Source organism: Streptosporangium sp. 'caverna' (assembly GCF_003203775.1).
GTDB classification, from domain to species: domain Bacteria; phylum Actinomycetota; class Actinomycetes; order Streptosporangiales; family Streptosporangiaceae; genus Streptosporangium; species Streptosporangium subroseum.
In genome coordinates this window covers 8,073,634-8,086,755 of the sequence record NZ_CP029711.1, presented here as the reverse complement: position 1 = coordinate 8,086,755, position 13,122 = coordinate 8,073,634, and the positions used below count along the sequence as shown (strand labels likewise).

12 protein-coding genes are annotated in these 13,122 nt (G+C 70.8%); 7 read left to right on the top strand and 5 right to left on the bottom strand.

All coding sequences use genetic code 11. The annotated features are described in order from the left end of the window. Positions 1-278: 278 nt before the first annotated feature. Positions 279-1,208: a DMT family transporter gene (locus DKM19_RS34785; protein WP_110701662.1), complete on the bottom strand. Its 930-nt coding sequence runs from the start codon at positions 1,206-1,208 to the stop codon at positions 279-281. Between the two features lie 98 nt (positions 1,209-1,306). Between DKM19_RS34785 and DKM19_RS34780 the strand changes: the two genes are divergently transcribed. Both DKM19_RS34780 and DKM19_RS34775 read left to right on the top strand, forming a co-directional pair. Beyond that, on the top strand, positions 1,307-2,197 hold the full coding sequence (locus DKM19_RS34780; RefSeq protein WP_110701660.1) for a LysR family transcriptional regulator: 891 nt from the start codon (positions 1,307-1,309) through the stop codon (positions 2,195-2,197). Positions 2,198-2,546: 349 nt separating this feature from the next. Then, complete coding sequence (locus DKM19_RS34775) at positions 2,547-4,181, top strand: phosphodiester glycosidase family protein (protein ID WP_110701658.1); 1,635 nt, start codon at positions 2,547-2,549, stop codon at positions 4,179-4,181. A 238-nt stretch (positions 4,182-4,419) separates the two neighbouring features. On the opposite strand, the gene DKM19_RS34770 is transcribed toward DKM19_RS34775, so the two are convergent. Continuing rightward, positions 4,420-5,853, bottom strand: a complete 1,434-nt coding sequence (locus DKM19_RS34770) for an MFS transporter (protein WP_110701656.1) — start codon at positions 5,851-5,853, stop codon at positions 4,420-4,422. A gap of 94 nt (positions 5,854-5,947) precedes the next feature. On the opposite strand from DKM19_RS34770, the gene DKM19_RS34765 reads away from it, so the two are divergent. Both DKM19_RS34765 and DKM19_RS50040 read left to right on the top strand, forming a co-directional pair. Continuing rightward, the gene (locus tag DKM19_RS34765) at positions 5,948-6,448 is read left to right on the top strand and encodes a winged helix-turn-helix transcriptional regulator (RefSeq protein WP_369986632.1); all 501 of its coding nucleotides are present in this window, start codon (positions 5,948-5,950) and stop codon (positions 6,446-6,448) included. Between the two features lie 234 nt (positions 6,449-6,682). Next, positions 6,683-6,943: a hypothetical protein gene (locus DKM19_RS50040; RefSeq protein WP_162641989.1), complete on the top strand. Its 261-nt coding sequence runs from the start codon at positions 6,683-6,685 to the stop codon at positions 6,941-6,943. Between the two features lie 311 nt (positions 6,944-7,254). Here DKM19_RS50040 and DKM19_RS34755 read toward each other — a convergent pair whose 3' ends face one another. Beyond that, positions 7,255-7,776: a methylated-DNA--[protein]-cysteine S-methyltransferase gene (locus DKM19_RS34755; RefSeq protein ID WP_110706201.1), complete on the bottom strand. Its 522-nt coding sequence runs from the start codon at positions 7,774-7,776 to the stop codon at positions 7,255-7,257. 40 nt (positions 7,777-7,816) lie between these two features. Continuing rightward, a complete protein-coding gene (locus DKM19_RS34750) occupies positions 7,817-9,289 on the bottom strand; it encodes an AlkA N-terminal domain-containing protein (protein ID WP_110701652.1) in 1,473 nt (490 codons plus the stop codon). A gap of 375 nt (positions 9,290-9,664) precedes the next feature. On the opposite strand from DKM19_RS34750, the gene DKM19_RS34745 reads away from it, so the two are divergent. Beyond that, positions 9,665-9,934: a hypothetical protein gene (locus DKM19_RS34745; RefSeq protein ID WP_162641988.1), complete on the top strand. Its 270-nt coding sequence runs from the start codon at positions 9,665-9,667 to the stop codon at positions 9,932-9,934. 781 nt (positions 9,935-10,715) lie between these two features. Here the strand turns inward: DKM19_RS34745 and DKM19_RS34740 are convergent. Next, positions 10,716-11,333: a TetR/AcrR family transcriptional regulator gene (locus tag DKM19_RS34740; RefSeq protein ID WP_110701650.1), complete on the bottom strand. Its 618-nt coding sequence runs from the start codon at positions 11,331-11,333 to the stop codon at positions 10,716-10,718. A 102-nt stretch (positions 11,334-11,435) separates the two neighbouring features. On the opposite strand from DKM19_RS34740, the gene DKM19_RS34735 reads away from it, so the two are divergent. Both DKM19_RS34735 and DKM19_RS34730 read left to right on the top strand, forming a co-directional pair. Further along, positions 11,436-12,299, top strand: a complete 864-nt coding sequence (locus DKM19_RS34735; protein WP_110701648.1) for an RNA polymerase sigma-70 factor — start codon at positions 11,436-11,438, stop codon at positions 12,297-12,299. 189 nt (positions 12,300-12,488) lie between these two features. Further along, complete coding sequence (locus DKM19_RS34730; RefSeq protein WP_239513737.1) at positions 12,489-13,055, top strand: TetR/AcrR family transcriptional regulator; 567 nt, start codon at positions 12,489-12,491, stop codon at positions 13,053-13,055. Positions 13,056-13,122 lie beyond the last annotated feature (67 nt).

The window sequence follows — 13,122 nt, the reverse complement described above, 5'->3', positions numbered from 1 at the left end:
AGCCGGCGAACTCTCTGAACGCTGCTGCCGGCTCGGTGAGCCGGGCTTCCGGGTCGGCGATCATCTGGGTCAGCAGGTTGGCGTTCTCCTGTCGGATCACCCGCGGGTCGACTTGTCGATGCCGGCGACCGCCGTGATGCACTCATCGGCGGCTTTGGCCATCGTGGCGAACTCCTTGCGCGCGATCGAGCGGGCATTTCCAGCCTCGAACGTTGTCCTTCACCGCCGGGGTCTATCGCAGACACACGTTTGCGGTGGGGTGACGCCGTCGCCTGTTCTCAGTTCCTCGGGGCGGCGAGCGTCGCCGGGTCCTCCGTGGCCGGCGACGGCGGCCGCTTCTGCCGCGTCATCCCGACGCCGACGAGCACGACGACCATTCCCGCGATGACGCGGAGTCCGAGTTCCTCACCGAGCACGATCGCCCCCAGCGCCACCGAGACGATCGGCAGCAGGTAGCCGACGGTGGCGGCGCTGGTCGCGCCTTCGTCCGCGATGAGCCGGTAGTTGAGGTAGAAGGTGATTCCGGTGCTGAAGATCCCGAGGATGGCGACGGCGATCACGGCCTTCGCATTGAGGTCCACCGGCGCAGTGCCGCCGGCGGGCAGGGCCGACGCGCTCAGTCCCGTGGCGGCGACGAGTTGGGCCGCGGCCAGGGCGAGAGGGGCGCTGCCCTTCCGGATGAGCTTGCGTCCCATGTAGGCGAAGGCGACGGCATAGCTCGCCGCCGCCCCGAGCAGGGCGAGGGAACTCCAGCTCAGGAGCCCGGTCTCGTGCCAGGGGGCGAAGATCAGCAACGTACCCGCGAACCCGAGCAGGAGCCCGCCCAGGCGGGCCGGGCGGAGTCCGCGCTCGGTGCCGATGAGGATGCCGATCAGCAGGGACCACAGCGGCGTCGTCGCGTTCAGCACGCCGGCCGTTCCGGAGTCGGCGGTATGCTCACCGATGCCGAAGAGGAGGAACGGCAGAGCGTTGCAGAAGAGGGCGGCCACGACGAGGTGGCCCCAGGTCACGCGATCTCGCGGGAGGCGCTGGCGTGCGAGGCGGGCCAGGGTGAGAAGGACGGCCGCACCGAGCGCGGAGCGAACGAAGGTGATCTGGAGCGGGGTCAGCCCGTTGTTCAGGGCCAGCTTGATCCAGAGAAAGCCCGATCCCCACAGCAGCGCGAGTACGGCCATGCGGGCCAACGAGCCATGTCCGCCGGTGGTCACTCTTCGCCTCCTCGTTCGGTCGGTCCGACATGAACGTTGCCCGAGGACAACCCGACAGGACAAGTGAAGGCTTCTTCACTACCTTTAAGCTGTGCTACATGCTTGATGTGCGACGCATGCAGGTCCTCCGCGCGGTGGTCACCAGCGGGTCGGTGACCGCCGCGGCGACGGATCTGGGATACACCCCGTCCGCGATCAGTCAGCAGGTGGCGGCGCTGGAGAAGCAGGTCGGGCTCGCGCTGCTCGAGCGCGTCGGCCGGGGCGTACGGCCGACGGCGGCCGGGCGGTTGCTCACCGAGCACGCGGCCGTCATCGGCGGGCAGGTGGCGGAGGCGGAGGCGGCGCTGGCCGATCTGCGAGCCGGGCGCACGGGGCGGCTGGCGATCCGCTACTTCGCGACGGCGGGCGCCACCCTGGTGGCGCCCGCGCTCGCCCGGTTCCGCCGGGAGCATCCGGGCGTGCAGGTCGACCTCAAGATGACCGACCCCGAGGACCCGCTGGGGGAGGTGACGCAGGGCCGGGCCGATCTGGCCGTCGTGGTCCGGCCCCACGACCGGCTCCACGAAGGCGTCCACCTCGTCCACCTGCTCGACGATCCCTATCGCGCGGTCCTGCCCAGGGGGCATCGGCTCACCGCAAAAAGGGTCCTCGACCTGACCGATCTCGCCGGCGAGCCGTGGGTCGGCAGCGAGGGGCCGGGACCCTGCCTCGACGCCATGCTCGAAGGCTGCGCCGCGGCGGGTTTCAGCCCGCGCTTCGTGGTGGAGAGCGAGGATTACGCCACGGCGCAGGGGTTCGTCGCCGCAGGCCTGGGGATCAGCCTGATCCCGGAGATGGGGCTGGCCAACCGCCACCCCGCCGTCGTCGTGCGCAAGGTTCGCAGGCCGGAACCCCTCAGGGTGATTCAGGCGGCGGTGCGGGAGACCTCGCTGGGCCAGTCCGCGCTCGGCGGGCTGCTCTCCGCACTCGGGGACGCGGCGACGCGGTGACCGTCGGCCGCCCGTGCGAGCCGGCGGGGCGTCGGGAACGGTGACCGTCGGCCGCTCGTGGCCGGCGGGGTGTCGGGAACGGTGACGTCAGCCGCCCGTGCGAGCCGGTGGGGCCGGGAACGGCAACGTCTTCGCGGCCCGGCCGCGACGTACGGCTCGGTGGTGTCGTCCCGGGCGAGGAAGGCCGGGAGGCACCGGACCGAGTCGTTCACCTTCCCGACCATGGATGCATTCCTGGTTCAGTCCCGCAGTTTGTCTCGGTGCGTTGGACTTTCGACTCGATTGTCTTTATCGGAATCGTCCGTATTTCGGATGACTCCGGTCGTTCACCGAGCCACAAGGATGTGTCATGAACAACCGCCCAGGCCTCGGCCGCAGTTCCCGTGCACGGCTCGCGCTCGGCGTGGCCGCCGTGCTGGCCGTCGCGGCGCCACTGTCGATCTCCGGGGTGGCCGCCGCGGCAGAGCCGGCCGTACCCGCAGTGTCCACCGCCTCGAACGGCGGCGGGACCGCGGCGCAGTGGACGACACGGACCGTCGCGCCGGGCGTGGAGGTGCGCACCGGCACGGTCAGGAACCCCGCGGCCACACCCGGCTGGACCGTCACGGTGCAGGCCGCCGTCACGTCCAGGTTCGGGACCCCGGCCTGGGCCGTGGTGGGAACGGAGTCCTGGGCCTCGGCGACGGTGAGCCGGTTGCGCGCCGCCGGCTTCGAGCCTGACACGACCCGGGTGCCGTGGCCGGATTACGCCGACACGCCGCGTGGCCTCATGGGCGTACGGATCCGAGTCGGTTCCTACCCGACCCAGGACGCGGCGAAGAGCACGGCGTCACAGGTCACCGCGGCGGGATTCCGTACCGTCGTGGAGTGGACCGGCTACGACGCCGACCAGCCGGCCGACGTGGAGAACATCCAGGTCGCGGTCATCGACCCGCGCAGGTTCACCGGTTCCGTCAAGGCCACCCACGACGGCAACGTCGCGCAGCGGGAGACGACGTCGTCGGTGGCCACCAAGCTGGGCTCGCTGGTGGGCGTCAACGGCGGCTTCTTCCTCACCTCCGACGCCGACGGTGTCCAGGGCGTCCAGGCCGGCATCGGCGCCTACAACGGCGAGCTGGCCTCGATGGCGGTGGGTTCGCGCGCGGCGCTGATCCTCGGGGACGGCGGCCGGCACAACCGGATCGCCGATCTGACCACCACCGTCACCGCGAGCGCCGGTCGCTTCGACCGTGCCGTCCGGGGCGTCAACCGCACGCCGGGGCTGGCCCGGAACTGCGGTCTGCCCGGCGGGCTCCCCACCGCGGCGCCGCGCCATGACACCACCTGCACCCTGGCCGACGACCTGGTCACGTTCACGGCCGAGTACGCCCACGACCTGCCGGCCGGTTCCGGTGTCCAGGCGGTGCTGGACTCCAAGGACCGCGTGGTGTCGGTCGGCGTCAGGGGAGGCGTCGTCGCGCCCGGTCACACCGTGCTCCAGGGCATCGGCGCGGCGGCCGACTGGCTCACCGCCCACGCCGTGGTGGGCAAGAAGGTCTCCGTGACGGAGGTCGTTCGCGACGCGGACGGCCGGCGGGTCAGGCTCGGTGCGAACGACAGCATCATCAGCGCCGCCCCGACCCTGGTGGAGAACGGACGGATCCGCATCGACGCCGCCACCGAGGGCGTCGTCGACCCGGCGGACCTGTCCTTCGGCTACGCGTGGGCGAACAACCGCCAGCCCCGGACGATGGCGGGCATCGACCGGCGGGGCCGGCTGCTGCTGGTCACCGTGGACGGCCGTCTCAGCGGCGGGAGCGAGGGCTTCACCATCGCCGAGGGCGCGGCCTTCATGCGGTCCCTCGGCGCGGAGCAGGCGCTGAACCTGGACGGCGGAGGCTCCACCGCCATGGCGGTGAACGGCGCGCTCGTCAACCGCCCGTCGGACGCGACGGGCGAACGCGCCGTGGGCGACACGATTCAGGTACTGCCGCGCACCCGCTGACGTCGGCCCGTAAGCCGGCGTCCACCAGAAGGTGAACCGGCAAGGGGCGCCCGGGCCCGCACGACGGCCGGGGCGCCCCTTTTTGTGTTCGCGGCGGAACGGAGCTCCTCCAGAACGGGATCAGCACCCGCGCACGGGGCGCGCCTCCCCGGCGACGACGGTCATGGCGGCGTGGACGATGTCACCGAACTCGTCCTTGACCGCGTTGAAGGACATGGTTCGGTCTATCCGGTCGTGGTCAGGCCGCGGTCTCGGCGGGGACGGGCCCGTGGATCCGGGGCGCCTTGCGGGCGCGGAGGCCGAACGCGGTGACGACCGCGCCGAGGACTCCTGCGACGACCGGGACGACGAGGGCGGCCTGCAGAGCGGTCAGCCCCGCTTCCGGTGAGCCGCCGTCGCCGAGCGACGCGACGTTGACGGCGGTCACCGCCGACAGGCCGAGGGCCGTGCCGAACTGCATCGCGGTGTACAGCAGGCCGCCGGCCAGGCCGTGCTCGTGTTCGTCCACGCCCTCGACGGCGGCCATGGTCAACGGGCCGTAGGCCAGGGAGAAGGCCAGCCCCAGCAGGACCATGGTCGGCAGCATGGCGGTGTAGGCCCAGTCCAGCCCGACGGGCAGGAACAGCACGTAGGCCAGGGTCGCCAGGACCATGCCTCCGAAGAGCACCGGGACGTTGCCGAAGCGGTTCACCAGCCGCGGTGTCAGGGTCGGGGCGAGAACCGTGTCGACGCCGACCACCAGCATGGCCAGACCCGTCTGCAGCGTGCTCCAGCCGCGTAGCTCCTGCAGGTACAGGGTGACCAGGAACTGGAAGCCGGCGAAGGAACTCAGGAACAACAGCGCTCCCAGATTGGCGCGTACCAGGGGTCCCGAGCGCAGGATGCCCAGCCGCACCAGGGGATTGGCCGCCCGCCGCTCGATCACGATGAAGGCGGCCAGCAGCGCCAGACCCGCGGCGAACGTCCCCACCGTGCCGGCCCAGCCGTTGCCGGGACGCTCCAGGCGGACCACCCCGTACACCAGCAGCAGCATCGCCCCGGTGATGCTGAAGGCGCCGGCGAGGTCGAAGCCGCCGGCCGGGCGTTCCGGAGCCCTCGAATCCCTGAGGAGGGGGATGGCGGCCAGCAGGATCACCGCCGACAGGATCACCGGGGCGAAGAACACCCATCGCCAGCCGAACGAGGCCAGCAGGCCACCGGCGACCAGGCCGAGCGAGAAACCGCCGGCCGCCGTTCCGGCGTAGACCCCCAGGGCCTTGGTGCGCTGCGGGCCCTCGGGGAAGTTGCCGGTGATGAGTGACAGCCCGGCGGGGGCCATGAACGCGGCCGCGACCCCGGTGGCGAACCGGGCGACCAGCAGCATCCAGCCCTCGGTGGCGAAACCGCCCAGACCGGAGAAGACCAGGAAGACGGTCAGCCAGAGGAGGAACATCCGGCGGCGGCCCAGCAGGTCGGCGGTGCGGCCGCCCAGCAGCATGAACCCGCCGTAACCGAGCACGTAGGCGCTGACCACACCGCTGAGCATCCCGGTGGACAGGTCCAGGTCGGCCCGGATCGACGGCAACGCGACGTTCAGCATCGCCACGTCGATGCCCTCCAGGAAGATGGCTCCGCACAGTACGAGCAACACACCCCAAGCACGTCCGTCCATCCGGCCGCTCGATGTGGACATGAGTCGATTCCTCTCGCGAAAGGCGGGACCGGCCTGGTTCTCCAAATGACTGCCGGTTCCCTCTTGTAACCAGCAGCAGCTTCGGACACCATCGATGACCATGGAAGACGGCACTTCAAAGTCCCCCGGTTACTGCGGGGATACCGACGGCGACTACGACGTTCTTCAGTGGGACACGCGGGAGGACTGCGAGGTCCGGCAGATCCTCGACCGGATCGCCGACAAATGGTCGCTACTGGTCATCGCCCTGCTCGATCAGCGCAGCCTGCGCTTCACCGAACTACGCCGGGCGATCGACGGGATCAGCCAGCGGATGCTCGCCCGGACCCTGCGTCACCTGGAGCGCGACGGCCTGGTGAGCCGTACCGTGCACCCGGTCGTGCCACCGCGGGTGGACTACGAACTCACGCCCCTGGGGGCGAGCCTGCACCACACCATCCGCGCGCTGGTCACCTGGACCGAGCAGCACCAGAACGACATCGCCACCGCCCGTTCGGCGTACGACGTCCGCGTGGCGGTCGAGCAGGAGACCACGGAGCGGGAGGCGGCGGAGCGGGACGCCCTCGCCCGGGATGTTCTCTCGGGCAGGCGTTGACCGTATTGCGTGAACATCGGCTGAGAGCCTCCCGCGTTTCCGTTTTCTGATTGGGGGACGGCGGTTGGGGTAGGCGCTCCGCGCTGTCATCAGCGGCTCAGAACGGCGAAAAACCGGTCATCGAGGACCGGGTGCTCGCCGCGACGCGGAAAGCGATGTCAGGTGCCCTGCGGGAACCGCGGGGTATCGCTTTCCCGGCCGCGATGCGCATACGGTTCGACGAAAGGTGAGATCGTGGCGAGTAACTCGGGACAGACCGGCTCCGACGCGGCGTCGGCCGCAGCCAAGACGTTGGCGGACCCCACGTCAACCGAGGAGGAGAAGGCCGCCGCCGCCAGCGCGCTGTCGCAGGCTCCGGAGAGCGAGGGAGAGACCGGCGCCGAGGCGGCGTCGGCTTCGTCCAGGACGCTGTCGGATCCGAAATCGGACGGTGCGGAGAAGTCCGCCGCGGCCAGCGCGCTGTCACAGACGCCGGAGGACACGAGTAAGAAGTAGTCGCGGCTGCCCGGCTCAACCTACGGGCGGTCCGCGATCGACCTCCGGCCTGTTCGACCCCTTCGAGAGGGTTTTTCTTACCCGGTGGATTGTGCCCCCGCCGACGGCGTACAACGGCTCGTTCGAGAGGGCCGTCCCGTCGGCGGGGGATCTACGGGTCGCGGCTGTGGCGTACCGGATCGGTACGCCACAGCCGCGACCTTTCGGTTAGGACGGTCGCGCGATGAGCGCGTCGGTGCCGCGGGAGAGGAGGGTCTCCTAGTTCGGCCGGCCATACGAATCAATTAAGGGGCGGCATGCGCGGCGGCTCGTTAGAAGAGAGAGGTCCCGCCGACACTTCGTTCGAAGTCGAGTAGATACCGTTTTGTCGCCAGGCCACCGCCGTAGCCGGTGAGGCTGCCGGTGGAACCCACGACGCGGTGGCAGGGAACGATGACGCCGATCGGGTTCTTGCCGTTGGCCAGGCCCACGGCCCTGGCCGCGGTGGGCTGCCCGATCCGGTCGGCGAGCTGACCGTAAGTGATCGTCTCGCCGTAGGGGATGTCGCGCAGGGCGGCCCAGACCCGCCGCTGGAAGGGCGTGCCGACGAGAACCATGGGGAGGTCGAAGTCGGTTCGCCGCCCGTCGAAGTAGGCCCGCAGCTGGCGTGCGACCTCGGTGAAAGGCGCGGGGTCGGGCTCGCCGAAGGTCTCTTCCGGGGGCCGATGGCGTTGCCGGTGCATGTAGAGACCGGCGAGAACTCCATTGACCGCCACGAGGGTGAGCGGGCCGACGGAGCTGTCCACCACGGTGTGCGTCCGGTGTTCCAGCGGATGGTGTTTCGGCAGGGTCATCAGGGGGTCCTTCACATGGATCTCTGGCCGGTGGGGGAGCTCAGGCGGCGGGAAGCCGGTTGACGGGGTGGTCGCCGGTGGCCCAGAGATGCTGAACGGCGTAGGCACGCCAGGGCCGCCAGGCGACGGCATGGCGGATGAGCGCGGCAGGGGTGGTGGGAAGGCCGAGCTTGCGGGCGGCGAAGCGGATGCCGAGGTCGGTGGGTATGAACGCGTCGGGGTCGCCGAGGGCACGCATCGCGATGGTCTCGACGGTCCAGGGCCCGACTCCCGGCAACGCCGAGAGCTGTGCACGGGCTCGATGCCAGTCGCCGCCGACGCTGAGATCGATCTCGTCGGCGGCCAGAGCGGCGACCAGCGTGGTGAGCGTGGTGCGGCGCGCCCGGGGGAGGGCGAGCGCGGCCGGATCCATCGAGGCCAGTGCCGCCGGGCCGGGGAAGAGGTGGGTGAGGCCTCCGGCGGCGTCTGCGATCGGCTCACCATGGGCGATGACCAGCCGGGCCGCGTGGGTGCGGGCGGCCGCGGTGGACACCTGCTGCCCGAGCACCGCGCGCACCGCGAACTCGGACGCGTCCACGGTGCGGGGCACCCGGCGGCCGGGGTCCTTGTCGATGAGCGGGGCGAGCACCGGGTCACCGCGGAGAAGATCGTCGACGGCGACGGGGTCGGCGTCGAGGTCGAGCAGGCGCCGGCACCGGCTGATCGCGGTGGAGAGGTCGCGGAGGTCGGTGAGGGCCAGCCGGCAGCCGACGTGGTCGGGCAGTGGTCGCAGGGTGGCGATGCCGTGGCCGTACGGCAGACGCAGGGTGCGGCGGTAGGCACCGTCGCGCCACTCCTCCACTCCGGGTACGGCGGTCGCGGCGAGATGCCCGAACAGGTTGCCGGGGCAGAGCGGAGCCCTGAACGGCAGCCGCAGTGACAGCATCCCGGGGGTGATCGCCGGCCGCCCGCGGGCGACGCGGTCCCGGAGCTGGGTCGGCGTCAGGGCGAAGACCTCGCGCACGGTGTCGTTGAACGTCCGGATGCTGGTGAACCCGGCGGCGAAGGCGACATCGCTCATCGGCAGGGTGCTGGTCTCGATCAGCAGCCGGGCGGTCTGGGCCCGCTGCGCCCGTGCCAGCGCGAGCGGGCCCGCTCCGAGCTCGGCGAGCAGTTGCCGTTCGATCTGGCGGGTGCTGTAGCCGAGCTGCGCGGCCAGGCCGGGTACTCCATCGCGGTCGACGACGCCATCAGCGATCATGCGCATCGCCCGCGCCACGACGTCGGCGCGCTCGTTCCACTGCGGGGAGCCCGGGCTGGCGTCGGGCCGACACCGTTTGCACGCCCGGAATCCGGCCAGCTGCGCGGCGGCGGCGCTGGGATAGAACCGCATGTTCTTGATCTTGGGTGGCACCACCGGGCAGCTCGGCCTGCAGTAGATCCCCGTGGTGATCACCGCGCCGAAGAACCAGCCGTCGAACCGGGCGTCCTTGGACTGCACGGCCCGCATGCACCGCTCCACATCGTCATGCATATCGCCAGCATGCTCGGTGGCCACCCCGTTGGGCTAGCGGAAATCCGACATCACCCGTAGAGCCGGGCCGGTACGCCGAAGGCGGCGGGTGCTGCGGGCCGTGGCCCGCAGCACCCGCCGCCTTCAAGGATCGGGAACCGCCATCAGACGTGCTCCCTGAGCGATCTGCCGTCCGCTAGCGGGGCCGTACCGGATAGGGGGGTCTTCCCCGATCCGGCTGACCTCCCGGGTAGGGGGGCTGTGCCTGACCCGGGTTCGAGCCCTGATAGGGAGGCCGTACCTGGCCCGGCTGGTTTCCCGAGTGGGGAGGCCAGGGGTTCGGACGCGGGGGCCAGGGACCGGGATGCGGAGGCCAGGGGTTCGGGTTCGGGTGCGGTGGCCAGGGGCCTGGGTGGGGAGGCCAGGGGTTCGGGTTCGAGTGGGGAGGCCAGGGGCCTGGGTGTGGTGGCCAGGGGTTCGGGTTCGGGTGCGGTGGCCAGGGACCGGGGTGGGGAGGCCAGGGGCTCGGGTGCGGGGGCCAGGGACCGGGATGCGGAGGCCAGGGGTTCGGGTTCGGGTGCGGTGGCCAGGGACCGGGGCGAGGAGGCCAGGGGCCGCCGGGACCCGACGCGGGCACGCAGTCGTACTGCGGGCACGGCGTGGTGATGCACTGCTTGGGCGAGGGCACGCAGACGCGGCCCGGACCGCAGTTGACCGCCGCGCACGGAGATCCGGGAGGACTGCCGGGAGCACTGCACGTACCGGCCGCCTGCGCGGCCGCTCCGGCCGCCGCCTGTACCGCCGGAGCGGTGACCGTCCGTGCCGCCGGAGCGGCGGCGATGACCGCCTGCGCCGCCGGAGCGGTCGATAACCCGTCCGCCCAGGCCGCGGTCGTGGCGGCCGGTGATCCGGCCGCCACGACCATGGCCAGGATCGGGATCAGTTTTCGGAGCATTTCCCCCCCAATTATCATGATCAGTTCTGGCTCTCCGGCGATGCTCGCACCGGCCGTTCCTGCTAACGGCAAAATGACTCTCCGCAAGGCGGATGACTTGCCGAAAGCCAGGTGACGACGCTGTAGCACGGGGGGTTACGGGTGAGAATGTCCCGCCGCCGGGGAATCCGCGCCCTGCGGGAGGACCGGGGGCCGGCGTACGGAGGCACAGCGGTCATCGGTCTCGGCGACGCTGGAAGAGCTCCTTGAGGCGCAGGAGCGCTTCGACGACCACTTCCTCGACAGCCCGCTCTGGCGGGAGACCCGGGCGGTCGAGAACGACGGCTGACGCGCCGTCCGGCCGGGGCGTACGGGTATCGGGACCCGGTCACCCTGGTCACGCCGGTCACCCTGGGCATCCCGGTCGCCCGGGTCACGCCGGTCACCCCGGTCACCCCGGGGTATGCCGGTCACCCGGGGTATCCCGGTCGCTCCGGGCATGCGGGGGAGGATTTACCGGACGGTCCAGCGCTGGTTGAGCTCCTCGGCGTCGGGCGCCGGGCCGGGCAGGGGTTCGGCCGAGGTCAGGTGCATGGCGTCGATGAGCAGGGCCAGATATCGGTGCCTGATCTGGGAGGTTCTGGCCTCGTCGCCGAGGCGGACCGCGGCGAGCTGATCGAAGATCATCGCCACGTCGACGACGGTCAGGCCGGGGCGGAGCGCGCCGGCCTCCCTCGTGCGTTCGAAGACCCGCTCGGCGAGTTCGGACGCGTGGGCGGAGTCGCGGTGGAGGTCCTCGGTGGGAGCGAAGGTCCCGGCCAGGTTGATCGTCAGGGAGTGGATGTCCGCCTCCACGACGCGGCGCATGAACTCGGTGAAGGCGGTCCACGGGTCGCCCTCGTCGGCCAGGGCCGTCTCGGCCTCGGCGATGTAGAGCTTCAGGCCGTCCGAGCAGAGCGTGCGGAGCAGATCCTCCTTGCCGGGGTAGCGGCGGTAGAGCGCGCTGATGCCGACTCCGGCGCGTTCGGCGACGGCGGAGATCGGCGCACCGGGATCGGCGACGAAGACCGCGCGCGCGGCCTCCAGGATCACGTGGTCGTTCCGTGCCGCCTGGGCCTTCCGGCCGCTCATGGGCGCCGGGGTCGTTGTCTCCACGCCCTCAATATATCTGCGGAACATAAGATTCCGTTCTACTAGAGGGAAATTCCCGGAATCTCTGGCACCCTGGTACGCGTGACGGAGGAGTTCGAGACGCACCGGCCGAAGCTGTTCGGCCTCGCCTACCGGATGCTCGGCTCGGTGGCCGAGGCCGAGGACGCGGTCCAGGACGCCTATCTGCGCTGGCGCGGCGCCGAGAGGGAGAGCATCGACTCGCCCGGGGCGTGGCTGGCCAAGGTGGTCACCAACCTCTGCCTCAACCGGCTGACCGCGGCCCGCACCACCCGCGAGCGCTACGTCGGCTTCTGGCTCCCCGAACCCGCGCCGACCGGCGCGCTCGGTCCGCTGGAGACCGTCGAGCAGCGCGACTCGGTGTCCCTGGCGTTTCTGGTCCTGCTGGAGAGGCTCACCCCGGCCGAGCGGGCCGTGTTCGTGCTGCGCGAGGCCTTCTCGTACGGTTACGGCGAGATCGCCGAGGTGCTCGACCTGTCCGAGGCCAACTGCCGTCAGCTGTACGGCCGGGCCCGGCGGCACGTCGGTGAGCACCGGAGGTTCGACGCTCCCGGCGACCAGGGGCGGAAGATCGTGGAACGGTTCCTGGCGGCCGCGCGGAGTGGCGACCTCGCCGGGCTGGAGCAGGTGCTCGCCGCCGATGTGACGGCCTGGGCCGACGGGGGCGGCAAGGCCGCCGCGGTCCTGCGGCCGATCATCGGCCGTGAGAAGGTCATCCGTTACGTCATCGGGATCGCGATCAAGTTCGGGGCCGGGGTGGAGTTCGACTACACGGAGGTCAACGGCCAGGACGCGATGCTCGCGTGGCGGGGAGACGAGCTCGTCGCGGTATTCGTGATGGAGATGGCCGACGGGATGATCGTCGGGCTCCGGACCGTACTGAATCCGGATAAGTTATCGCCTTTCCTGAGGCTCGCCGACGCGTAAGCCGCCTTGGCCCCTGAGGCTCACCGAGATGTGGGCCGCCCCTGGCGCCGAGAGGCGCTTCCGGGGTGAAAGCGGTCGGCCGGGTCGTCGCGCCCACGTCCGGCGCACCGGCCCTCGCGACTCTCCTTCTCCGAAAACTCCCGCTTTTCGGAAAGAGGGTTGCCAATAATAAGCAGACCGGTCTATTTTATGGATATGGGACAGAAGGGCGAGGAGACACGCGGCCGGCTGCTCGATGCGACGCGAGACCTGATCGAGAGCGGTGGCTACTTCGGAGCCGGGCTCAACCAGGTGATCGCGACCAGCGGGGCACCGCGCGGCTCGCTCTACTTCCACTTCCCCGGAGGCAAGGACCAGCTCGTCGCGGAGTCCGTACGGCGAGCGGGTCGCGAGATCGGCCAGATCATAGGGGGCCTGGCCGAGACCGCGCCCGACACCGTGACCCTGGTCACGGCCGTGCTCGGGTTGCTCGGGGACCGGCTGGAGGCCTCCGGGTGGCGTAAGGGCTGCCCGGTGGCCGCGGTCGCACTGGAGATGGCGGCCACCAGCGATCCGCTGCAGGAGGTCTGCTCGGAGGTCTACGGATCCTGGGAGGGTTCGCTCCGCGACCGGCTGGTGGCCGACGGGCACCCCGAGGCCGCCGATGTCGCGGTCACCGTTCTTGCCCTGATCGAGGGTGCGCTGGTGCTTGCCAAGGCGCATCGCAGCCGGGAGCCACTCGACCGGGTGGCCCGTCAGATCGCGGTGCTGCTCTAACTCTGTGTCCGGCCGGATCGCGGTGCCTGCTCTAACGCTGTGTTCCGTCGGATCACGGCGCTGCTCT